Below are 22,006 nucleotides of genomic sequence, written 5' to 3' on the forward strand. Positions count from 1 at the left end.
TCATTCGTCATAGCGGCCGCCGAATCGCAATGTTGCTGCCCAACCGACTGATTCGCACCGACGCGCCCGAGTAGGGCGCTTCAACGACCAGGTTGTTGCCGATCGCCATCTGGACGTGTCCGGCGTGGGGGAAGACGAGGTCGCCCGGCCGGACCAGCGAACGGGGCACCGGAATCCCGTCGTTGATCTGCTGATAGGTGGTGCGGCCCAGCTGAACACCCGCCTGCGCGTAGGCCCACTGAACCAACCCGGAGCAGTCGAACCGGTCGGGCCCGGTGGCGCCCCAGACGTAGGGGTGTCCCAGTCGCGACAAGGCCGCGCGCACGGCCACCGCGGCGCGCCCAGTGGCCGGCGGCCCGGGAAAGCGATGGTGTGCCAGCCCATACCGCAGCGCCCGCAGCGCCGTGGCGTGCCGCCGCGCCTTGAGGCGGCCCGACACCACGTGCGCCCGCTGTGCGCGCAGTCGCGCCGCGCGGCGGCGCATCGCCTCGCGCTGGGCCATCGGCGTCATCGGACCCGGGGAGGCGTCGGCCCGGGCCTCCTGGACGACCGATCCGGTCAGCTCGCGGGCCTCGGCCCGGTCCCGGCGGGCGCGGTCGATGACGTCGGCGGCGTCCGTGTCCGTGCGGGCAGCCGCCTGCAACCGCTGCCGGCCGCGGTCCGCCGCCAGCACGTAACTAGCCTGTGCCACACCGCCATTCAGGCCGCCGACACCTCGCAGCAGGTAGCGGTGGGGAGCGGTGCCCGCGTCCAGGGTCGCCCGGCTCGTGTCACCGGCGAAGAGCCGATGGGCGCGGGTCAGCACCTCGATTTCGGTGTCTGTCACGACGCCTCCTCGCCGCCGTCGTGATCCGAGTTGTCCACACCGGACGACTCGACCGCCTCGGCGAAGGCGCGGACGCGGGGGAGCGCCCCCGGCGGAATCACGCCCCTGTTGCGGATGTCCCACATGTCGTCGGTGCCCACACCGACAAGTGCGGCGATGACCGTCTCCGGCAGCGACGACTGCACACACGCGCGATCGAAGCGGGCGCTCAGGCTGGTGGGCATGCGCCCCAGCAGGGCCGTGCGCGTCGCCTCGAGGGCCTGCAGATGCTCCATGAGACGCGCCGTCGAATCGGCGCCGGCGTTGACGGCCACCCGCCAGGAGCTGGCCGCCAGCATCTCCGCCTTCACGCATTGAGCGATCACAGACAGAATATACGTCTCATATTCGTTTGATGTCGTCGCCGGAAGCCGATCGATGACGGATTTGAGGGCATCGAGCTGGGCTTCGGCGTAGCCTTCCAGCACTTCGGTGTCGCTGTGCCGGTCGACCACGACCGCTCCGGCGGGCCTGCCCGGCCGCGGCTCGACCGGCTGCGCGGCCATCAGCCGCGCCAATTCGGCATCCGGGTCGGCGGCCACCAGCAGCCGAGAGTAGGTGCCCGGCGGCAGGCCGAGCCCGTTCTCCACCTTCTGAACTGTGCTTTTGTGCGGCTTGCGGGCGCCGCGCTCCAAAAAGCTCAGGCCCATGATGCTGACGCCCGTCGCGGCGGCGAGCTCCGCCAGCGACCAGTCGCGCGACTCGCGCAAGGCGCGGATGGCCGCGCCGGCCGATTCACGGCTCACCGCAGGCTCCGGCCATAGGCCGGATAGTACACACGGCGCCTCCCCATCCAGCGCATATACGTTTTTGTCACGTTTCTCTTGCGCTCGCGCTCTATACGTGTATACGCTTTTGCCTACGTTTCACCGCTTCAGAAGGAGACCGACATGGGGCACCCCTGCGCAGCCAACCCGGAACTGTGGTTCGGCTATCCCGACGACGACGGTGGTGACGGCGCGGCCAAGGCGCGCGCCTACGAGCGGTCCGCCACCGAGGCGCGAATCCAGTGCCTGCGCCGCTGCCCGCTGGCGCAGCAGCGCCGGTGCGCCCAGCACGCCATCGCGCACCGCGAGGAATACGGCGTCTGGGCGGGCGTCAAACTGCCCGGCGGCCAGTACCGCAAGCGCGAGCAACTCGCCCGCGCCCACGACGTGCTGCGCCGGATCGCCGCCGGCGAGATCAATTCGCGGCAGCTGCCCGAGAACGCGGCGCTGCTGGCCCGGCACGAGCACGACGCGGTCCCCGTGGCGGCGGTGGTGTTGCACCTGCCGACCGCGCAAGTGGGTCCCCGTTCCGCCGCCTGACAGTTTGCTGACCCCGCCGACGGGGTAGACCGGCTTGGCACGAGCGAGTCTGTCCACCCCGAGGCGGATCCATGACGTTCGACCTGACACCGACGGCGGCACAACACGACCTGGCCCGGCGCACGCACGAGTTCGCCGAAGAAGTCATCCGCCCCGTGGCCCTGCACTACGACCAGCGCCAGGAGTTTCCCTGGCCCGTCCTGGAGGAGGCCGCCCAGCGCGGCTTCTACAGTCCGCTGTTCTACCGCGACCTGATCGGTGACCCGACCGGCATTTCGCTGCCGATATTCATGGAGGAGCTCTTCTGGGGCTGCGCGGGAATCGGATTGGCGATCGTCATGCCCGCGCTCGCGCTGTCGGCGATCGGGCAGGCCGCGTCGCCGGAGCAGATGCTCGAGTGGGCCCCCGAATGTTTCGGAACCCCAGGCGATATCAAGCTCGCCGCCCTGGCGATCTCGGAGCCCGAGGGCGGCAGCGACGTCCGGAATCTGCGTACTCGCGCGCGCCGCGACGGTGACGACTGGATCATCGACGGCCACAAGATGTGGATTGGCAACGGCGGCATCGCCAATGTGCATGTGGTCAACGCGGTCGTCGATGAGGAGCTCGGCCACCGCGGTCAGGCGCTGTTCGTCGTGCCCGGCGGCACGCCCGGGCTGAAGCTGGTCCGAAAGCTCGACAAGCTGGGTTGCCGCGCATCCCACACCGCCGAATTGCTGTTCGAGGGGGTGCGCGTTCCGGGAGCCAACTTGCTTGGCGGAGAAGAGAAGCTCGAGCACAAACTCGCCAAGGCCCGCGAGGTGGTGGCCGGTGGCCAGCGATCCGGCTCCGCGACGTTGGGCACCTTCGAGCAGACCCGGCCGATGGTCGCCGCCCAGGCGATCGGGATCGCCCGCGCCGCATTGGAGTACGCGACGTGGTATGCCACGGAACGAGAGGCCTTCGGCGGCCCGATCATCGACAACCAGGGCATCGCGTTCCCGCTGGCGGAACTGGCCACCGAGATCGACGCCGCCCGGCTGTTGACCTGGCGCGCCTCCTGGATGGCGGCCAACAACGTCCCGTTCGAGCGAGGCGAGGGCTCGATGTCGAAATTCGCCGCCAGCGAGGTCGCCGTCAAGGCGACCGAGAGGGCCATCCAAACGATGGGCGGCTGGGGCTACATCACCGACCACCCGGTGGAGAAGTGGTATCGGGATGCCAAGCTGTACACCATCTTTGAGGGCACCAGCGAGATTCAGCGGATGGTCATCTCGAATGCGCTGGGCGCCGCGGTGGGGACCCCGCCGCTGCATGTGGTGATCGAGCCGACCGGTGGGCCGCTCAACCGGATCTTCGGTCGCGGCACCCCGCTGCGATCCCGCGCCGCCGACGCCGCGCTGTCGATGCAGGACCGCGTGCCCGCACCGGTCATGCGGCTGGCGATGAAGGTGCTGCGGCCGCCGGGCAGGTGAGGCTCGCCGCGAAGCGTAGCGTCGGGCTGGTGAGCAACCTCGAGACCGCCCCGGTCGAAGTCGCTTGCGGCGCGTCCGGCGCCCCCGGCGTCGAGGTGTTACATCCGCGCGAGGTCCCGCTGGGCGGGCCGAGGGCGATGCGGGTGCGGCGCACGCTTCCGCAGCGGCAACGCTCGCTCGTCGGCGCCTGGTGCTTCCTCGACCACTACGGACCGGCACACGCGCGCATGGACGTCCCGCCTCACCCCCACACCGGATTGCAAACCGTCAGTTGGTTGTTCGACGGGGAAGTGGAGCACCGCGACAGCGCCGGAGTCCACGCGTTGGTCCGGCCCGGCGAGCTGAACCTGATGACGGCGGGCGCCGGTATTTGCCACTCCGAGGTGTCGATCGACTCGGATACCGCGTTGCACGGGGTGCAGTTGTGGGTCGCGCTGCCCGAGTCGCACCGCGACACCGGCCGCGACTTCGCCCACTACGCGCCCCCGCCGATTTCGCTGCCGGGGGCGGTCGCACGCGTGTTTCTCGGGCAGCTGGCCGACGGCAGGTCCCCGGTGCGCACGTTCACGCCGCTGCTGGGCGCACAGCTCGACCTGGAGCCGAACGCCGCGTTGGACATCGAGGTCGATCCGGCATTCGAACACGGCCTGCTCTGCGACTCGGGGGCGGTCGCGCTGGGCGCGACGGCCCTGGCGGTCGCCGAGCTCGGCTACCAAGGACCCGGCCATTCGACGGTGCCGGTGCGCAACCTCGGTGACCGGCCGGCGCGGGCGCTGCTCCTGGGCGGGCCACCGTTTGCCGAACAGTTGGTGATGTGGTGGAACTTCGTCGGCCGCAGTCACGACGACATCGTGGGCTACCGCCGACAGTGGGAGGACGGCGACGACCGGTTCGGCGCCGTCACGGGCTATCGCGGGTCGGTCACCCGACTGCCCGCTCCGCCGTTGCCGACCACCCGGCTGCGGCCCCGACCGAGTACCGCATAGAAGGGAGCACACATGACCGCCGACAAGACCGGCGCCCCGACCACCGTCACCGCCGAGGAGGGCCGGTACACCATCTCCGTCGAGGGAAAGACCGTCGGCCTCGCCGACTTCTACGATCGTGGCGATCAGCGCGTCTTCCACCACACCGAGATCGACCCCGCGTACGGCGGCCGCGGCCTGGCCACCATCCTCGTCGAGGAGGCGCTCAACGCGGCTCGCGCCGATGGCAAGCGCATCGTTCCGGTGTGCTCGATGGTGGTCACGGTGCTCAAGAAGCACCCCGAGTTCGATGACATCACCGATCCCGTCACTCCCGACGCCCGTCGGTAGTACGGCCCTAACCGGTCCGTCTACTTGCCAGTGCGCTCGCGGTGCTTGCACCCGGGCCAGCAACACGGCCGCCGCTTGCCTTCCTCCAGCTCCTCCTGGGTTCGGCGAATGCGGCGCTGCCGGGTCGCGTCCTGCTTGGCGTCCTCGACCCAGCAGATGAACTCGTTGCGCGCCAACGGCGTGATGTCCTGCCAGGCGGCCAAGGCGGTCGAGTTCGCGGTCAACGCCTCACGTAGATCGGCCGGCAATTTGTGGACCACTCCGCCGGGGACTCGGTTGCTGCTCACGGGGCTAGGGTAAGGCGACCGGGCCCGAGGAGGCAGCAGTGACCGAGCACGAGGTGCGGATGATCGTGTTGTCGACCGACGATCTGGACGAGTCGATCCGCTTCTACAGCGAGACCCTCGGAATGCCGCTGAAGTTCCGCGACGGCGCCCATTTCGCCGCCCTGGACGGCGGCGCGGTCACCCTCGCGCTGGCGACCGCGGTGGACCACCCCATACCCGGGCAGGTTGTGGTCGGGATCAAGACCGCCGACGTCGACGCCGCCGCGAAGGCCATCGAAGCCAGCGGCGGCGGCATCGTGAAGGGCCCGTACGACGACGCGCACGAGCGGCGGGCCGTGGTCTACGACAACAAGGGCAACGGCCTGGTCTTTTACAGCCCGCTGGGCCGGTGAGACAAGTGTTAGCGTCGTCGGCGTGACCCTCAAAGACATCGCCCTCACCACCCTCGACGGCACGCCGACGACGCTGGCCGAATTGTCCAGCGGCGCAACGCTGATCGTGAACGTCGCCTCCAAGTGCGGCCTGACGCCGCAGTACACCGCGCTGGAGAAGCTCGCCAAGGACTACCGCGACCGCGGTCTGACGGTCGTCGGCGTTCCGTGCAACCAGTTCATGGGCCAGGAACCGGGCACGGCCGACGAGATCCGGGAGTTCTGCTCGACGACCTACGGGGTGACGTTTCCGTTGCTGGCCAAGACGGACGTCAACGGCGAGGGCCGCCACCCGCTGTACGCCGAGCTGACCAAGGCCACCGATTCCGACGGTTCGGCGGGCGACATCCAATGGAACTTCGAGAAGTTTCTGCTCGACCCCGACGGTGAGGTGGTCAATCGGTTTCGTCCCCGGACGCAACCCGACGCCCCTGAGGTCATCAGCGCCGTCGAGGCCGTGCTGCCCGAGCGGAAAACATAAAGGCCACGAACTATTCGAGTTCGTGGCCTTTAGGCCGACGGTTCGTAGAACCGCTCACCGGTGGGCGAAGGGGGACTTGAACCCCCACGTCCCGAAGGACACTGGCACCTGAAGCCAGCGCGTCTGCCATTCCGCCACTCGCCCCGAAAACAACCGAAGGACCATACCACTCTAAACGTCGCCTGCCCCAATCGCCTTGGCGGGACCGGGCGGCCGCTCGCGGCACCGCCCGACCGCCCCGACAGCGCGTTGAGCTGCGCGGATGCGATTCTCAGAATTCCCACGGTGCCGCACCGTCGCGAAGTCCCGATAACATGCTGGAGTGAGCCAACACGCGGGCGGTTCGTTTGCCTCGCGCCCGCGACACACCACGGCAACTGCGGGCGAGCGCTGAAAGATGAGTAGCCAAAAGGGGCTCGTTCAGCGGATCGAGCGCAAGCTCGAGGCGACGGTGGACAACGCGTTCGCCCGGATGTTCGGCGGATCGATCGTGCCGCAAGAGGTTGAAGCGCTATTGCGCAGGGAAGCCGAGGACGGGGTACGCGCGCTGCAAGGGAATCGTCTTTTGGCCCCCAACGAATACATCATTACCCTCGGTATGCACGACTTTGCGAAGGTGGGAGCCGACACGGATCTCACGTCGAACGCTTTCGCGAGGTACCTGGCCGACTATATCTATGAACAGGGGTGGCAAACGTATGGTGATGTGGTCGTCCGGTTCGAGCAGTCGTCGAGCCTGCATACCGGCCAGTACCGCGCCCGCGGTGCTGTCAATCCCGATGTCGAGCCCCGCCCGACCGTCATCCACCCTCTCCGGCCACAATCAGATCACGCGTTCGGCGCAGAACGAGGAGTAGCAGCAATGACTGACAATTCGAGCTACCACGGGGGTCAGGGGCAGGGCCGGCCCGGCGACGAGTACTACGACGACCGTTACGGGCGCCCGCAAGACGAGGCGCGCGGACCGGAGCCGCAGGGCGGGCCGGAGCCACGCGGCGGCTACCCGCCCGAGCAGGGTGGCTACCCGCCGCCGGGTGGCTACCCGCCACCTCGCCAGCCCGAGCAGGGCGGCTACCCGCAACAAGGCGGCGGCTACCCCGACCAGGGCGGCTACCAGGAACAGCGCGGCGGCTACCCGCAACAGCCCGGCGGCGGCTACCCCGACCAGGGCGGCTACCAAGAGCAGCGCGGCGGCTACCCCGAGCAGGGCGGCTACGACCAGCGCGGCTACCAGGCGCCGGGCGGCTACCCCGACCAGGGGCAAGGCGGCTACCCGCCGCCGTCCTACGAACAACGTCCTCCCGCGCCCGGCGGCTACGGCGGTCAGGGCTACGACCAGGGCTACCGGCAGGGCGGTGGCTACCCGCCGCCCGGTGGCGGTCAGGCCGGGGCCACCCAGCAGGGGTACGGGTACGGCGAGTACGGGCGCGGGCCGGCCCGCCCGGAGGAGAGCGCCTACGCGCCGCCGGCGCCGCAGGGCGCGCCCGAGCAACAACGTCCGCCTTACCCGGAGCAGGGCGGCGGCTACGACCAGGGCTATCAGCAGGGTGGCGGATACGGCCAGCAGGACTACGGCCAGGGCGACTACACCCAGTACGCCGAAAGCGTTCCGGGCGGCGGGTACCCCCCGCAAGGCGGATACGCCGACACCGCCCACCGTGACTACGAGTACGGCCAGCCCGCCGACTACGGCCAGCCCGCCGACTACGGCCAACCGGCCGACTACGGCCAGCCGGCCGCGGGCGGCTACGGCGGTTACGGCCAGGGCGGCTACGGCGCCGCCGGGACCTCAGTGACACTGCAACTCGACGACGGCAGCGGCCGGACCTACCAGCTGCGCGAAGGCGCCAACATCATCGGTCGCGGCCAGGATGCCCAATTCCGGTTGCCCGACACCGGTGTTTCGCGCCGGCACCTGGAGATCCGCTGGGACGGGCAGGTCGCGCTCCTTTCCGACCTCAACTCCACTAACGGCACCACCGTGAACAACGCGCCGGTACAGGAGTGGCAGCTGGCCGACGGCGACGTGATCCGCCTGGGCCACTCGGAAATCATCGTTCGCATCCACTAGACGCACCGGGCTCAAAGCTGCCGTGCTTCGCCCCGCGTCGACGACCGTCCAAGTATCGTGACGTTGCTGATGTGCTCGGTGTCACGGGCGCGACGAGGGGTGCGGCGCCAGGACGGAAAGGACGCCAGATGCAGGGACTAGTACTGCAGCTGACGCGTGCCGGATTTTTGATGTTGTTATGGGTATTCATCTGGTCCGTGTTGCGGATCCTGCGGACGGATATCTACGCGCCCACCGGGGCTGTGATGGTGCGCCGTGGTCTGGCGCTGCGCGGCACGCTGCTGCCCTCACGCCAGCGCCGCCACGCCGCACGCTATCTCGTGGTGACCGAGGGCGCCCTGACCGGCGCCCGCATCACGCTGAGCGGGCAGCCGGTGTTGATCGGGCGCGCTGACGACTCGACCCTGGTGCTCACCGACGACTACGCCTCGACACGGCACGCCCGGCTGTCTCAGCGCGGCTCGGAATGGTATGTCGAGGATCTAGGATCGACCAACGGCACTTACCTTGACAGGGCGAAGGTGACGACTGCGGTACGGGTTCCCATCGGAACGCCGATTCGAATCGGCAAAACGGCGATCGAGTTGCGCCCGTGACCCTGGTCCTGCGATACGCGGCCCGCAGCGACCGCGGCCTGGTACGCACCAATAACGAAGACTCCGTTTACGCCGGCGCGCGGCTGCTGGCCCTGGCCGACGGGATGGGCGGCCACGCGGCCGGCGAGGTGGCGTCCCAGTTGGTGATCGCGGCGCTCGCCCATCTCGACGACGACGAGCCCGGCGGGGACCTGCTCGCCAAGCTCGACGCCGCGGTGCGCTCCGGCAACGCGGCGATCGCCGCACAGGTCGAGATGGAGCCCGACCTCGAGGGAATGGGCACCACGCTGACGGCAATCCTGTTCGACGGCAACAGGATTGGGCTGGTGCATATAGGGGACTCGCGTGGCTATCTGTTGCGCGACGGCGAGCTCACCCAGATCACCAAGGACGACACGTTCGTCCAAACGTTGGTGGACGAGGGGCGGATCACTCGGGAAGAGGCGCACAGCCACCCACAGCGTTCGCTGATCATGCGGGCCCTGACCGGCCACGAGGTCGAGCCGACCCTGACCATGCGCGAGGCGCGCGCGGGCGATCGCTACCTGCTGTGCTCCGACGGGCTGTCCGACCCCGTCAGCGACGAGACCATCCTCGAGGCGCTGCAGATCCCCGACGTGGCCGAGAGTGCCTACCGCCTCATCGAATTGGCGCTGCGCGGCGGCGGTCCCGACAACGTGACGGTCGTCGTCGCCGACGTCGTCGACTACGACTACGGCCAGACGCAGCCGATCCTGGCCGGCGCCGTCTCGGGAGAAGACGACCAGCTGACGCTGCCCAACACCTCCGCCGGGCGCGCCTCGGCCATCAGGCCGCGCGAGGAGGTCGCCAAACGCGTTCCGGCGCAAGAGGAAGCGCCCCGGCGATCCCGGTGGTCGCGGCGCCGGACGGCGATCGTCGTCACGCTGGTGGTGCTGCTGGTGCTCGCGGGCCTGGGCATCGGCCGAGCCATCATCCGCAGCAACTACTACGTCGCGGAATACAACGGCATGGTGTCGATCCTGCGGGGAATACAGGGATCGCTGCTCGGCATGTCGCTGCATGAGCCGTACCTGATCGGCTGCCTCAATGCCCGCAACGAGCTGACGTTGATCAGTTCCGGCCAAAGCGGCGGTCATCTCGACTGCCGGCTGATGCAACTGCAGGATCTGCGGCCTCCCGAGCGCGCACAGGTTCAGGCCGGGCTTCCGGCCGGCACCCTGGACGACGCCATCGGCCAGTTGCGGGAGTTGTCGGCCAACTCCCTGCTGCCGCCGTGTCCCCCGCCGCGCGCCACCTCGCCGCCGGCCAGCACCGAGCCGAATGTCAGTGCGCCCCCTACCTCTTCGAGTGCCACCCCCTCCAGCGCCAGCCCGACCAGCAGCCCCGCGAGCACCGCGCCTTCAGCGCCGGCGACCACGTCGCCCACGACCACTCAGACGGTGACCGCGCTCCCGCCACCACCACCAAAGCCGGGCATCGATTGCCGGGCGGTGGCATGACCACACAAGTCCAGCCGCCGGTCGCAGTCACTCCTCCACTGCCTACTCGGCGCAACGCCGAACTGCTGCTGTTGTGCTTCGCCGCGCTGATCACCGTCGCCGCGTTGCTCATCGTGCAGGCCAACCAGGACCGCGGCCTGCGCTGGAACCTGGTCAGTTACGGGCTGATCTTTCTGGTCATGTTCGGCAGCGCGCACTTGGCGATCCGGCGCTTCGCCCCCTACACCGACCCGCTGCTGCTGCCAATTGTGGCTCTGCTCAACGGTCTTGGTCTGGTGATGATCCACCGGCTCGACCTCGTCAACAACGAGTTGAGCGGCCGCCGCCATCCCAGCGCCACCCAGCAGATGCTGTGGACCGTGGTGGCGGTGGCCGCGTTCGCGTTGGTGGTCACCTTCTTGAAGGACCACCGGCAACTGGCCCGCTACGGCTACATCTGCGGCGTCGCGGGGCTGGTGTTCTTGGCGATCCCGGCGATGCTGCCGGCCTCCATGTCCGAGCAGAACGGCGCGAAGATCTGGATTCGCTTCCCGGGCTTCTCAATTCAGCCGGCCGAGTTTTCCAAGATCCTGCTGCTGATCTTCTTCTCCTCGGTGCTGATCGCCAAGCGCGGCCTGTTCACCAGCGTCGGCAAGCATTTCATGGGCATGACCCTGCCCCGCCCCCGCGATCTCGCGCCGCTGCTGGCGGCGTGGGTGATCTCGGTGGGCGTCATGGTCTTCGAGAAGGACCTCGGCACTTCGCTGTTGCTGTACGCGTCGTTTCTGGTGGTGCTCTACCTCGCCACCCAGCGCTTCAGCTGGGTCGTCATCGGCCTGGTGCTGTTCGTCGCGGGAAGCGTTGCGGCGTATTTCCTTTTCGAGCATGTGCGGGTTCGGGTGCAGATGTGGTGGGACCCGTTCTCCGACCCCGACGGCAGCGGCTATCAGCTGGTGCAGTCGATGTTCAGCTTTGCGACCGGCGGCATTTTCGGCACCGGGCTCGGCAACGGTCAGCCCGACACGGTGCCGGCGGCGTCGACCGATTTCATCATCGCCGCGTTCGGTGAAGAACTCGGATTGGTCGGCCTGGCGGCGATTCTGATGCTGTACACGATCGTCATCGTGCGCGGGCTGCGCACGGCAATCGCGACGCGGGAAAGCTTCGGCAAGCTGCTGGCGGCGGGTCTGGCGTCGACGCTGGCCCTGCAGTTGTTCATCGTCGTCGGCGGCGTGACCCGCCTGATCCCGCTGACCGGGCTGACCACCCCCTGGATGTCGTACGGCGGCTCGTCGTTGCTGGCGAACTACATCCTGTTGGCGATCCTCGCGCGCATCTCGCACAGCGCGCGGCGTCCCCTGCGCACCCGCGCGCGTAACAAGTCGCCGATCGCGGCGGCCAGCACCGAGGTGATCGAGCGGGTATGAACGCCTCTCTCCGCCGGATCTCGGTGACCGTGATGGCGTTGGTGGTGCTGCTGCTGCTCAACGCGACGATGACGCAGGTGTTCGCGGCCGACGGGCTGCGCGCCGACCCGCGCAACCAGCGGGTGCTGCTCGACGAGTACTCGCGCCAGCGCGGCCAGATCGTCGCCGGCGGCCAGCTGCTGGCCTATTCAGTCGCGACCGACAGCCGCTTCCGGTTCCTGCGGGTCTACCCCAACCCGGCGGTCTACGCGCCGATCACCGGCTTCTACTCGCTGCGGTATTCGAGCACCGGCCTGGAACGCGCCGAGGACCCGCTGCTGAACGGGTCCGACGAGCGCCTGTTCGGGCGCCGGCTGGCCGACTTCTTCACCGGTCGCGATCCGCGCGGCGGCAACGTCGACACCACGATCGTCCCGCGGGTCCAGCAGGCGGGCTGGGACGCGATGCAGCAGGGCTGCGGCGGACCGCCGTGCAAGGGAGCCGTCGTGGCCCTGGAACCGTCCACCGGCAAGATCCTGGCCATGGTGTCGTCGCCGTCCTACGACCCCAACCAGCTGGCGTCGCACGATCCCGAGGTGCAGGCGCAGGCCTGGCAGCGGCTGCGCGACGACCCGGACAACCCGCTGACCAACCGCGCCATCTCGGAGACCTACCCGCCGGGTTCCACCTTCAAGGTCATCACCACCGCGGCGGCGCTGCAGGCCGGCGCTACCGAGACCGAGCAGCTGACGGCGGCGGCCACCATTCCGCTGCCCAACAGCACCGCCACCCTGGAGAACTACGGCGGCACGCCGTGCGGCAACGAGCCGACGGTGTCGCTCAGCCAGGCGTTCGCGCTGTCGTGTAACACCGCCTTCGTCCAGCTGGGCCTGCTCACCGGCGCCGACGCGCTGCGCAGCATGGCGCGCTCGTTCGGCCTGGACAGCACGCCCAGCGTCATCCCGCTGCAGGTCGCCGAATCGACGGTCGGGATCATCCCGGACGCCGCCGCGCTGGGCATGTCCAGCATCGGTCAGAAGGATGTGGCGCTGACGCCGCTGGAGAACGCCCAGATCGCCGCGACCATCGCCAACGCCGGGGTGACGATGCAGCCCTATCTGATCGATAGCCTCAAGGGACCGGACCTTTCCAACATCAGCAACACGGCGCCCTACCAACAGCGCCGCGCGGTGTCGCCGCAGGTCGCCGCTAAGCTAACAGAGCTGATGGTCGGCGCCGAGAAGGTCGCACAGCAGAAAGGGGCGATTCCCGGCGTGCAGATTGCATCCAAGACGGGTACCGCAGAGCATGGCACCGACCCGCGTCACACTCCGCCGCACGCGTGGTACATCGCGTTCGCGCCCGCGCAGGCGCCGAAGGTTGCCGTGGCGGTGCTGGTGGAGAACGGCGCCGACCGACTATCCGCGACCGGGGGCGCTCTCGCCGCGCCGATCGGACGGGCGGTGATCGAGGCCGCGCTACAGGGAGGACCATGAGCCCGCGAGTTGGTGTGACGCTGTCAGGCAGATACCGCCTGCAGCGCCTGATCGCCACCGGTGGCATGGGCCAGGTGTGGGAGGCCGTGGACAGCCGGTTGGGCCGGCGCGTCGCGGTCAAGGTGCTGAAGCAGGAGTTCTCCCAGGACCCCGAGTTCATCGAGCGGTTCCGCGCGGAGGCGCGGACCACCGCGATGCTCAACCATCCCGGAATCGCGCAGGTCCACGACTACGGCGAAAGCCAGCTGGACGGCGAGGGTCGGACGGCGTACCTGGTGATGGAGCTGGTCAACGGCGAACCGCTGAATTCGGTGCTCAAGCGCACCGGGCGGCTGTCGCTGCGGCACGCGCTGGACATGCTCGAGCAGACGGGTCGGGCGCTTCAGGTCGCGCACGCCGCCGGCCTGGTCCACCGCGACGTCAAACCGGGCAACATCCTGATCACCCCCACCGGCCAGGTGAAGATCACCGACTTCGGCATCGCCAAGGCGGTCGATGCAGCGCCGGTGACCCAGACCGGGATGGTGATGGGCACCGCCCAATACATCGCCCCCGAGCAGGCGCTGGGTCACGACGCGACCCCGGCCAGCGATGTCTATTCGCTGGGAGTCGTTGGCTACGAGGTGGTTTCGGGTAAGCGGCCGTTCAGCGGCGACGGCGCGTTGACGGTGGCGATGAAGCACATCAAGGAACCGCCGCCGCCACTGCCCGCCGAGCTGCCACCCAACGTGCGGGAGCTCATCGAGATCACGCTCGTCAAGAATCCCCAGATGCGCTACCGCAGCGGGGGGCCGTTCGCCGACGCCGTCGCCGCGGTGCGCGCCGGGCGCCGGCCCCCGCGGCCCAGCCAGTCGCCGCCGCCGGGGCGGGCCTCGCCGGCGGCCATCCCGTCCAGCCCGCACACCCGGGCGCCCGTCACCGCCGGCCGCAGCGCCCCGGTGCGCCGGTCCGGGCCGTCCACCGGCCGTTCGCGGCCCCCGGCGCGGCGCACCTTCTCGTCGGGCCAGCGGGCGCTGCTGTGGGCCGCGGGTGTGCTGGGAGCGCTGGCGATCCTCATCGCGGTGATCATCGTCATCAATTCCCGCACGGACCAGCAGCAGCAACCCCCGACGGTCACCGACACCGGGACCCCGCCAGCGACGGCGCCGCCGGCGACCAGCACGCCCAGCGGATCCGGACCGAGCCTGCGACTGGACTGGCCGGATCAGGGGAGCGCGGGCAACGCAGGTGACCACAGCAGGCCCCCGGCCCGTCCAGAGACGCCGCAATGACCGCCTCCGAGCCGCTGTCCGGCCGCTACGAACTGGGCGAGATCCTCGGTTTCGGGGGCATGTCCGAGGTCCACCTGGCCCGCGACCTGCGCTTGCACCGCGACGTCGCGGTGAAGGTGCTGCGCGCCGACCTCGCCCGCGACCCCAGCTTTTACCTGCGCTTCCGGCGCGAGGCGCAGAACGCGGCGGCGCTGAATCACCCGTCGATCGTCGCGGTCTACGACACCGGCGAGGCGGACACACCGACCGGTCCGCTGCCCTACATCGTCATGGAGTACGTCGACGGCGTCACGCTGCGCGACATCGTGCACACCGACGGGCCGCTGCCACCGCGGCGGGCCATCGAGATCATCGCCGACGCCTGCCAGGCCCTGAACTTCAGCCATCAGAACGGCATCATCCACCGCGACGTCAAGCCGGCGAACATCATGATCAGCACCACCAACGCGGTCAAGGTGATGGACTTCGGCATCGCGCGCGCGATCGCCGACAGCGGCAACAGCGTCACCCAGACCGCGGCCGTGATCGGGACCGCTCAGTATCTGTCCCCTGAGCAGGCGCGCGGCGATTCCGTCGACGCCCGATCCGATGTGTATTCGCTGGGCTGCGTCCTCTACGAAATCGTCACGGGCGAACCACCTTTCACCGGTGACTCGCCCGTCGCGGTGGCCTACCAGCACGTCCGCGAGGACCCCGTGCCACCGTCGAAGCGGCACGAGGGCATCTCCGCCGACCTGGATGCCGTCGTGCTCAAGGCGCTGGCCAAGAATCCGGAGAACCGCTACCAGACCGCGGCCGAGATGCGCGCGGACCTGGTGCGGGTGCACAACGGTGAGACCCCCGAGGCGCCCAAGGTGCTCACGGATGCCGAGCGGAGCTCGTTCCTGACGTCCGCGGGGGGCCTCGGGCCGCGCACCGACCCGCTGCCCCGCCAGGTGGTCGACGACAGGGAGCGCGACGGTGCCCCCGGCGGTTCGATCGGGCGTTGGGTCGTCGCGGTCGCCGCGCTGGCCGTGCTGACGATCGTGGTCGTCATCGCGTTCAACACGTTCGGTGGCAGCACCCGCGACGTCACGGTGCCCGACATGCGCGGGCAGGTGTCCGCCGATGCCATTGCGGCGCTGCAGAATCGGGGGTTCAAGACCCGGACGCTGCAGAAGCCGGACTCCAGCGTTCCGCCGGATCACGTCATCAGCACCGACCCGGGCGCCAACGCGTCGGTCGGCGCCGGCGACGAGATCACCATCAACGTCTCCACCGGACCAGAGCAACGCGAGCTGCCCGACGTCTCCTCGCTGAGCTACACCGACGCGGTCAGCAAGCTCAAGGCCGCCGGGTTCAGCAAGTTCAAGCAGGCGAATTCACCGTCGAGCCCGGAGCTGCTGGGCAAGGTGATCGGGACCAACCCGCCGGCCAACCAGACGTCGGCGATCACGAACGTGATCACGGTCATCGTCGGCTCCGGGCCGGAGACCAAGCAGGTCCCCGACGTCGCTGGCCAGACCGTCGACGTCGCGCAAAAGAACCTGACCGTCTACGGGTTCACCAAGTTCAGCCAGACCCCGGTGGACAGCTCCCGGCCTGCCGGCGAGGTGATCGGCACGAATCCGCCCAAGGGCCAGACGGTTCCGGTGGACTCGGTGATCGAGATCCAGGTGTCCAAGGGCAACCAGTTCCTGATGCCCGACCTGACCGGCATGTTCTGGACCGACGCCGAACCCCGGTTGCGCGCGCTGGGCTGGACCGGGGTGCTGGACAAGGGTCCCGACGTCGACGCGGGCGGCGCCCAGTCGCACCGGGTGGTCTACCAGAACCCGCCGGCCGGCGCCGGTTGCAACCGGGACGGGATCATCACGCTGAAGTTCGGCCAGTAGCCGCGGCGTCCTCCGGGAAGTAGGGCCGGACCGCGGCGCGCACCTCGTTCTCCAGCCGGCGCACCAGCGTGTCGTCGCGCGTCCAGCCGCAGTAGGCCAGCCAGTTCGCCAGCATCCGGTGCCCGCCCTCGGTGAGGATCGACTCCGGATGGAACTGGACACCGTGAATCGGCAATTCGGCGTGCCGCACGCCCATGATCACACCGCTGCGGGTGCGGGCCGTGACTTCCAGCGCCGCCGGCAGCGACTCCGGCAGGATCGTCAGCGAGTGGTATCGCGTCGCCGTGAAGGGGTCCGGAAGTCCTTGCAGCACACCGACATTGGTGTGGAGCACGCTGCTGGTCTTGCCGTGCAGCAGCTCCGGCGCGCGGTCCACGGTGGCGCCGAACGCCACGCCGATGGCCTGGTGGCCGAGGCACACGCCCAGCAGCGGGGTGCGCCGCTCGGCGCAGGCGCGGACCAGGGCGATCGACGCGCCCGCGCGTTCCGGGGTGCCCGGACCGGGGCTGAGCAGGACCCCGGCGAACTGCGCGGCGACGGCGTTCTCGTCGGAGAGCCGGGCGTCGTCGTTGCGCCACACGTCGGCCTCGACGCCGAGCTGGCCCAGGTACTGGACCAGGTTGAACACGAAGCTGTCGTAGTTGTCGACAACCAGGATCCGCATCGTGTCAGGGTACCGTCCGGCTCAGTAGCCCACCGGGCCCGCCGGCTGCGCGAAGTGCATGCGGACCGGTTCGGAATGGCCGGCGACCCGCACGTCGGGCTTGACCTCTTCGTTGTAGCCCAGCCCGAAGCGGACCACGTACTGCTTGTAGAGGATGACCAGGGGAGCGGCGGCCAGGGCGGCCTGCATCGCCGCCGCGTTGCCGATCGCGGTGATCGTGTAGGGCGGGCTATAGGTGCGCCCGTTGAGCAACAGCGTGTTGCCGACGCAGCGGGGCACCGAGGTCGCGATGATCCGCTGGTCCTGCATCTGGATCGCCTCCGCGCCGGCGCTCCACAGCGCGTTGAGGACGGCCTGGATGTCCTGCTGGTGCACCACCAGGTCGTCCGGCGACGCATCGCGGGGGAAGCGGCCGTTGGCGTCGCGCTGCGCGTCCTGCAGGGTCACCACCAGGCCCGGCCCGTGCACCGGGTCCATGTCCGCCTCGGCCGCCAGCTCGGCGGAGCGGCGCAGCATCGCCGCGAGCGCCGCGTCCGACGACCGGCCGTGCGCCGAATCGAGCTTGCCGGCCAGCTCGTCGCGCTGCGCGCGGAGGCGGGCGACCGACGACTGCGCCTCGCGAACCAGATCCACCAGGCGCGGCGCGTCGCTGCGGCGGATTTCGGCGCCGCCGGAGACCCCGTGGGTGGCGGCCAGCAGCAATCCCGCCAGCAGGCACACCACTGGGACGCCGAAGCGCCAGGGTGAGCGACGCCTGTCCACCATCAGCTCTCCATTTCCTGGTCACGGGGCCAGGTGAGTTAGTCTCGTAGCCGAGTCATACGTGCTGCTGCCATCGTTATCGTCGCACCCCGTCCCGTTCAACACGTTGTTCAGGTAATGCCGAGGTACTGAAATGCCCAAATCGAAGGTCCGCAAGAAGAACGATTTCACCGTCAGCGCGGTCAGCCGCACGCCGGTGAAGGTGAAGGTCGGACCGTCCAGCGTGTGGTTCGTCTGCCTGTTTGTCGGCCTCATGTTGATCGGGCTCGTCTGGCTGATGGTGTTCCAATTGGCCGCGGTCGGAAGCCAGGCGCCGGCGGCCCTGAATTGGATGGCGCAACTCGGCCCGTGGAACTACGCCATCGCGTTCGCTTTCATGATCACCGGGTTGTTGCTCACGATGCGCTGGCACTGACCGAGGCCATCCCGCGAATGAATTCATCTTGGGGTCCGTCTGTAACTGGCTCAGCAACCTTGTGATCACCCAATCACACGCGTGTGATTTATCCCCACTGTTGATAGCGCTTGTGGATAACCGCATAGCCAGTGGTGGGAGGGGTTAGGCGGCTCGTGCAGCAAACAGAATGGGCGCCCAGCGCGGCCGGAATCGCTGGTTGTGGGGCCGTGGGTGTTTTGATGGCTATCGCGAGTGTGACCATAGTCACAGACCCGCCCGGCCGCATTTTGGCGGGGATTGCCGCGGCCGGTCTGATCTTGTTTGCGGGCATGACGTGGCGCGCGCGCCCGAAGCTGGCAATTACTCCCGATGGCCTGGCGCTGCGGGGGTGGTTTCGGACGCAGCTATTACGGCGCTCCGACATCAAGATCATCCGCATCACCGAGTTCCGCCGGCACGGGCGCACGGTTCGATTGCTCGAAGTCGAAACGGCGGACGGGGGGCTGGTGATCTTCTCCCGCTGGGACCTCGGGACCAATCCGCTGGAGGTGCTCGACGCGCTGACCGACGCCGGGTACGCGGGTGGCGACCGGCGCTGACCGCGGCCGGGTCAGGAGATCGTGATCGACTCGATGACCACCGGCTCGGCGGGACGGTCGTTGCCGTCGGTGGGCGTCGTCGCGATCGCGTCGACAACCTTCTGCGAGTCCGGGTCGGTCACTTCGCCGAAGATCGTGTGGCGCCGGTTCAGGTGCGGCGTCTGGGCCACGGTGATGAAGAACTGGGAGCCGTTGGTGCCCGGGCCGGCGTTCGCCATCGCGAGCAGGTAGGGCTTGTCGAACTGCAACTCGGGGTGGAACTCGTCGGCGAACTTGTAGCCCGGGCCGCCGCGGCCGGTGCCGGTCGGGTCGCCGCCCTGGATCATGAAGCCCTTGATCACCCGGTGAAAAACCGCGCCGTCGTAGAAGGGACCCGACGGGCCGCCCGATGCGTTCTGCGTCGAGTACTCCTTGGTGCCCTGGGCCAGGCCGACGAAGTTGGCGACGGTCTTGGGCGCGTGGTTCCCGAAGAGGGCGACCTTGATGTCTCCACGGTTGGTGTGCAGCGTTGCGGTGGCGGTCTGAATGGGGCTGTTAGTCACGGGGTTAGAGTCTGCCATTGCGGGCGGGCAAGCCCGCAGCCGGTACCGGGCGTGCCCGATTGATGGCAGGCTGATGAGGCACCGGGGGAGCGGCACAGAAGGGCGGCAGATGAGCGCGAAGGCGGAAACCCGGCTGACCCCACGGGAGCGACTGGCCCGGGGCCTGACCTACACGGCAGTGGGACCGGTCGATGTCACGCGGGGCGTGGTCGGACTCAGCGTCAACGGCGCGCAGTCGACCGCGTCGGAGCTCCGTCGCCGCTACCGGGAAGGCCGGCTCGCCCGCGAACTCGCCGCGGCCCAGGAAACCCTCGCCCAGGAACTGGCCGCCGCGCAGGAGGTGGTCGCCGGGCTGCCCCAGGCGCTGCAGGACGCGCGCCGGGCCCAGCGCCGCAGGCCGCGCCCCTGGGTGATCGCCGGGGCGGCCGTCGCGGTCCTCGGCGTCGGCGCCGTCGCGTTCAGCATCGTCCGGCGATCGGTGCGCGGGGGGCGCGAGGAGCCCTCGCCCCTGCCGCCCAGCGTCGAGGTGCAGCCGCGGCCCTGACCGTCATCTGACCGTCAGCCGCAGCCATTTCCGGCGCCGGACCAGAATGCTCGGCAGCCATTCGCCGACGTCCGTCGCCTCGATCCACGCGGTGCGCTCCAAAAGCTTGCGCAGCACGACCTGGGCTTCGAGGCGTGCCAGCGCCGCACCCACGCAAAAGTGCAGGCCCTTCCCGAACGCCAGGTGCCCCTTGGCGGAAGTGCGGTCGAGGCGGAATTCGTTCGGGGCCTTGAAATGCGCCGGGTCCCGGTTGGCCGCGCCCCACATCAGCAGCAGATGGGAGTCGGCGGGCAGATCGACCCCGGCCAGCGTGGTGTCGCGCCACACGTGCCGGTAGTGGCCGCGGAACGGCGACTCGAGCCGTAACGTCTCCTCGATGAAAGCGGTTAGCAATTCGGGGTTTTCGCGTAGCCGTTGTTGAATCACGGGGCGGTCGGCCAGGATCCACGCGGCGCTGCCCAACAGCGATGCCGTCGACTCGCCCGCGGCGCTGAACAGGGTGAGCATGATGCCGAGCGCCGGCAACTGCTCCAGCTCACCCGACGCGCAGCGGGCCGCGAGGTCGGCCATCAACCCGTATTCGTTGGTGCCGCTTGCCTTTTCGAAATGCTCCGTGACATAGCCGGACAGTTCCAGGGCGGCCGCGAAGGCGGCCTCGAGCTGCTCGGGTGTGACGACGCCGTCGAGCAGCGTGGTGGTGGCGTAGCCCAGCCGGATGAGCCTGTCGACGTCGTCGTCGGGCAGGCCGAGCAGCCTCGCGACCACCATCATCGGCAACCGGTTGGCGACGGCGCTCATCCATTCGATCTGCCCGTCGCGCAAATTCTCGTCCCAGAGGCGCTCGGCGGTCCGGGTGGCGAACTCCTGAATGATCCGCACGCGCTTGGCCGACAGGTGTGGCAGCAGGATCTTGCGGTGCAGCGCATGGGTCGGGTCGTCCGCGGTGGCCAGCGCGTGCGCGGCGCCGCCCGCCGGCCCCATGTCGAACGGCGTGACCGTGCCGTCGTCGTGGAAGACCAGGGTCGCGGTGAGGTTCGACGAAAAGTCATCGACCCGCTCGACGGCCTCTTGCAACGCGTCCCACCCGCACACGGCGTAGAACACCGAGTCGCCGATGCGCTGCACCGGCGCCTCGGCGCGCATGCGGTCATAGGTCGGATAGGGATCCTGCAGCGCCTCGGCGCCCAGCAGCTGGATCGGTTCGTCCAAGACCGGCATGCGTTCAGGCTGGGTGCGGGGCGCGTCGGCGTCAATGGACCGCGGACAAGTTGAGGGACGGGCGCGGCCCTCGTCGCTGCCGGTCGACGGCGGCCATCCGGGGCCAGCAGCGCGTTGTCGTGAGAAATTGTGGTTGCAAATTCTCACAATGAGAGAAGTGTTTCTGTCGGCCGCGACACGAAGGAGCCCCGGATGGCACGCGACGATTGGTTGGTGGGACGCGATCGCCGCAGCGAGGCCACCGAGCGGATTTACGCCGCGGCCGCCGACCTCATCTCGCGCAAGGGCTACGAGGGGTTCACGATCGAAGCCCTGGCGGCCAGGGTGCACTGCTCACCGGCAACGATCTACCGGCACGCCGGCGGCAAGGCGGCCATCCGCGACGCCGTCGTCGCCATGCAGGCGGCCCGCATCGTCGACGCCACCCGGGAAGCCATCAAGGACCTACGCGGCCCCGATCGGGTGGTGACCGCCACGCTCATCGCCCTGCAACGCCTGCGATCCGATCCGCTCGCCCACCTGATGCAGTCCATCCACGCGACCCCGGTCAGCGACTGGGTCATCAGCTCGCCCACCGTCACCGCCCTGGCCGCCGAGATGCTCGGCCCCGACAACGAGGACCCCCTCGCCGCGCAGGGGCTGGTCCGCGTCTTCCTGGCGCTGTGGTGCTGGCCCGTCAAAGACCCGGTGGCCGAACGCACCCTGGTGCGACGCCTGCTCGGCTCCGGAGAGGATGTAGGGCATGACCTGGACGAGGTATGAGGGCAGGGCGCTCGCCGATACCGCCCTCACTGGCGACGCACTGGAGGCCGCGCTGGAAGACCAGGTCCGCGTCCATAATCCGCATCTGACCGACGTCCGGCTGGAGTCGGTGATCGCCACCGACAGCTACGACACCCGGCTCGGACCGCCCCGGCGTTGGTACCAGATCACCTACTTGGCCGAGGGCGAGGACCTCTAGTGCT

The 22,006-nt window shown here is 69.0% G+C and carries 25 protein-coding genes and 1 tRNA gene; 18 read left to right on the plus strand and 8 right to left on the minus strand.

Going from position 1 to position 22,006, the window contains the following annotated elements; translation table 11 throughout:
• Positions 1-7: 7 nt before the first annotated feature.
• Entirely contained in the window at positions 8-826 is an 819-nt protein-coding gene (locus AWB89_RS24115) for a C40 family peptidase (protein WP_085177062.1), read from the minus strand.
• Entirely contained in the window at positions 823-1,611 is a 789-nt protein-coding gene (locus AWB89_RS24120) for a helix-turn-helix domain-containing protein (RefSeq protein WP_085104503.1), read from the minus strand. Before AWB89_RS24120 ends, AWB89_RS24115 begins: the two co-directional genes overlap by 4 nt.
• Positions 1,612-1,755: 144 nt before the next feature.
• Between AWB89_RS24120 and AWB89_RS24125 the strand changes: the two genes are divergently transcribed.
• The 4 genes from AWB89_RS24125 to AWB89_RS24140 all read left to right on the plus strand — a co-directional run bounded on the left by AWB89_RS24125 (position 1,756) and on the right by AWB89_RS24140 (position 4,942).
• Positions 1,756-2,172 (plus strand): WhiB family transcriptional regulator, encoded by a 417-nt coding sequence (locus AWB89_RS24125; protein WP_068236090.1) that lies wholly within the window; start codon positions 1,756-1,758, stop codon positions 2,170-2,172.
• Between the two features lie 71 nt (positions 2,173-2,243).
• A complete protein-coding gene (locus AWB89_RS24130) occupies positions 2,244-3,626 on the plus strand; it encodes an acyl-CoA dehydrogenase family protein (RefSeq protein ID WP_085104505.1) in 1,383 nt (460 codons plus the stop codon).
• A 29-nt stretch (positions 3,627-3,655) separates the two neighbouring features.
• Positions 3,656-4,612 carry a pirin family protein gene (locus tag AWB89_RS24135; RefSeq protein ID WP_085177172.1) on the plus strand — a complete coding sequence of 319 codons (957 nt, stop codon included), beginning with the start codon at positions 3,656-3,658 and terminating at the stop codon, positions 4,610-4,612.
• Between the two features lie 12 nt (positions 4,613-4,624).
• A complete protein-coding gene (locus AWB89_RS24140) occupies positions 4,625-4,942 on the plus strand; it encodes a GNAT family N-acetyltransferase (protein WP_085177064.1) in 318 nt (105 codons plus the stop codon).
• A 20-nt stretch (positions 4,943-4,962) separates the two neighbouring features.
• Here the strand turns inward: AWB89_RS24140 and AWB89_RS24145 are convergent, their stop codons facing one another.
• Positions 4,963-5,229, minus strand: coding sequence for a YdeI/OmpD-associated family protein (locus tag AWB89_RS24145; protein ID WP_085104509.1), 267 nt, complete (start codon positions 5,227-5,229; stop codon positions 4,963-4,965).
• Between the two features lie 38 nt (positions 5,230-5,267).
• Between AWB89_RS24145 and AWB89_RS24150 the strand changes: the two genes are divergently transcribed.
• On the plus strand, positions 5,268-5,621 hold the full coding sequence (locus AWB89_RS24150; RefSeq protein ID WP_085104511.1) for a VOC family protein: 354 nt from the start codon (positions 5,268-5,270) through the stop codon (positions 5,619-5,621).
• Positions 5,622-5,643: 22 nt separating this feature from the next.
• Entirely contained in the window at positions 5,644-6,141 is a 498-nt protein-coding gene (locus AWB89_RS24155; RefSeq protein ID WP_085177066.1) for a glutathione peroxidase, read from the plus strand.
• Between the two features lie 61 nt (positions 6,142-6,202).
• Here the strand turns inward: AWB89_RS24155 and AWB89_RS24160 are convergent.
• A tRNA-Leu gene (locus tag AWB89_RS24160) sits at positions 6,203-6,285 on the minus strand.
• A gap of 253 nt (positions 6,286-6,538) precedes the next feature.
• Here AWB89_RS24160 and AWB89_RS24165 point away from each other — a divergent pair.
• The 7 genes from AWB89_RS24165 (at position 6,539) to pknB (ending at position 16,315) form a co-directional block, all read left to right on the plus strand.
• Positions 6,539-8,212, plus strand: a complete 1,674-nt coding sequence (locus AWB89_RS24165) for a DUF3662 and FHA domain-containing protein (protein ID WP_085104515.1) — start codon at positions 6,539-6,541, stop codon at positions 8,210-8,212.
• A 128-nt stretch (positions 8,213-8,340) separates the two neighbouring features.
• Complete coding sequence (locus AWB89_RS24170; RefSeq protein WP_066917067.1) at positions 8,341-8,808, plus strand: FHA domain-containing protein FhaB/FipA; 468 nt, start codon at positions 8,341-8,343, stop codon at positions 8,806-8,808.
• The gene (locus AWB89_RS24175) at positions 8,805-10,289 is read left to right on the plus strand and encodes a PP2C family protein-serine/threonine phosphatase (protein WP_085104517.1); all 1,485 of its coding nucleotides are present in this window, start codon (positions 8,805-8,807) and stop codon (positions 10,287-10,289) included. The genes AWB89_RS24170 and AWB89_RS24175 overlap by 4 nt, the downstream gene beginning before the upstream one ends.
• The gene (locus tag AWB89_RS24180; RefSeq protein ID WP_085104519.1) at positions 10,286-11,695 is read left to right on the plus strand and encodes an FtsW/RodA/SpoVE family cell cycle protein; all 1,410 of its coding nucleotides are present in this window, start codon (positions 10,286-10,288) and stop codon (positions 11,693-11,695) included. Before AWB89_RS24175 ends, AWB89_RS24180 begins: the two co-directional genes overlap by 4 nt.
• Positions 11,692-13,170 carry a D,D-transpeptidase PbpA gene (pbpA, locus tag AWB89_RS24185; protein WP_085104522.1) on the plus strand — a complete coding sequence of 493 codons (1,479 nt, stop codon included), beginning with the start codon at positions 11,692-11,694 and terminating at the stop codon, positions 13,168-13,170. Before AWB89_RS24180 ends, pbpA begins: the two co-directional genes overlap by 4 nt.
• Complete coding sequence (locus AWB89_RS24190) at positions 13,167-14,441, plus strand: serine/threonine-protein kinase (RefSeq protein WP_085104524.1); 1,275 nt, start codon at positions 13,167-13,169, stop codon at positions 14,439-14,441. The genes pbpA and AWB89_RS24190 overlap by 4 nt, the downstream gene beginning before the upstream one ends.
• Positions 14,438-16,315, plus strand: a complete 1,878-nt coding sequence (gene pknB / locus AWB89_RS24195) for a Stk1 family PASTA domain-containing Ser/Thr kinase (RefSeq protein ID WP_085104526.1) — start codon at positions 14,438-14,440, stop codon at positions 16,313-16,315. Before AWB89_RS24190 ends, pknB begins: the two co-directional genes overlap by 4 nt.
• Here pknB and AWB89_RS24200 read toward each other — a convergent pair.
• Together AWB89_RS24200 and AWB89_RS24205 are read right to left on the minus strand one after the other, a co-directional pair.
• On the minus strand, positions 16,293-16,979 hold the full coding sequence (locus AWB89_RS24200) for an aminodeoxychorismate/anthranilate synthase component II (RefSeq protein WP_085177068.1): 687 nt from the start codon (positions 16,977-16,979) through the stop codon (positions 16,293-16,295). The two genes, pknB and AWB89_RS24200, sit on opposite strands and share 23 nt — an antisense overlap.
• Positions 16,980-17,000: 21 nt before the next feature.
• A complete protein-coding gene (locus tag AWB89_RS24205; protein WP_085104530.1) occupies positions 17,001-17,744 on the minus strand; it encodes a DUF881 domain-containing protein in 744 nt (247 codons plus the stop codon).
• A gap of 130 nt (positions 17,745-17,874) precedes the next feature.
• Between AWB89_RS24205 and crgA the strand changes: the two genes are divergently transcribed.
• Positions 17,875-18,156: a cell division protein CrgA gene (gene crgA, locus AWB89_RS24210; RefSeq protein WP_066917062.1), complete on the plus strand. Its 282-nt coding sequence runs from the start codon at positions 17,875-17,877 to the stop codon at positions 18,154-18,156.
• A gap of 155 nt (positions 18,157-18,311) precedes the next feature.
• Positions 18,312-18,737 carry a PH domain-containing protein gene (locus AWB89_RS24215; RefSeq protein ID WP_085177174.1) on the plus strand — a complete coding sequence of 142 codons (426 nt, stop codon included), beginning with the start codon at positions 18,312-18,314 and terminating at the stop codon, positions 18,735-18,737.
• 11 nt (positions 18,738-18,748) lie between these two features.
• Here the strand turns inward: AWB89_RS24215 and AWB89_RS24220 are convergent, their stop codons facing one another.
• Entirely contained in the window at positions 18,749-19,297 is a 549-nt protein-coding gene (locus tag AWB89_RS24220) for a peptidylprolyl isomerase (protein WP_085104533.1), read from the minus strand.
• Positions 19,298-19,388: 91 nt separating this feature from the next.
• Here AWB89_RS24220 and cwsA point away from each other — a divergent pair, with 91 nt between their 5' ends.
• Entirely contained in the window at positions 19,389-19,823 is a 435-nt protein-coding gene (cwsA, locus tag AWB89_RS24225; protein WP_085177070.1) for a cell wall synthesis protein CwsA, read from the plus strand.
• A gap of 3 nt (positions 19,824-19,826) precedes the next feature.
• On the opposite strand, the gene AWB89_RS24230 is transcribed toward cwsA, so the two are convergent.
• A complete protein-coding gene (locus AWB89_RS24230; RefSeq protein ID WP_085177072.1) occupies positions 19,827-21,041 on the minus strand; it encodes a cytochrome P450 in 1,215 nt (404 codons plus the stop codon).
• Between the two features lie 192 nt (positions 21,042-21,233).
• Between AWB89_RS24230 and AWB89_RS24235 the strand changes: the two genes are divergently transcribed.
• Together AWB89_RS24235 and AWB89_RS24240 are read left to right on the plus strand one after the other, a co-directional pair.
• A complete protein-coding gene (locus AWB89_RS24235) occupies positions 21,234-21,803 on the plus strand; it encodes a TetR/AcrR family transcriptional regulator (protein ID WP_085177074.1) in 570 nt (189 codons plus the stop codon).
• Positions 21,784-22,002, plus strand: a complete 219-nt coding sequence (locus tag AWB89_RS24240) for a hypothetical protein (RefSeq protein ID WP_085104541.1) — start codon at positions 21,784-21,786, stop codon at positions 22,000-22,002. Before AWB89_RS24235 ends, AWB89_RS24240 begins: the two co-directional genes overlap by 20 nt.
• The last annotated feature ends 4 nt before the right edge of the window (positions 22,003-22,006 follow it).

Source organism: Mycobacterium paraense (assembly GCF_002101815.1).
GTDB lineage: Bacteria > Actinomycetota > Actinomycetes > Mycobacteriales > Mycobacteriaceae > Mycobacterium > Mycobacterium paraense.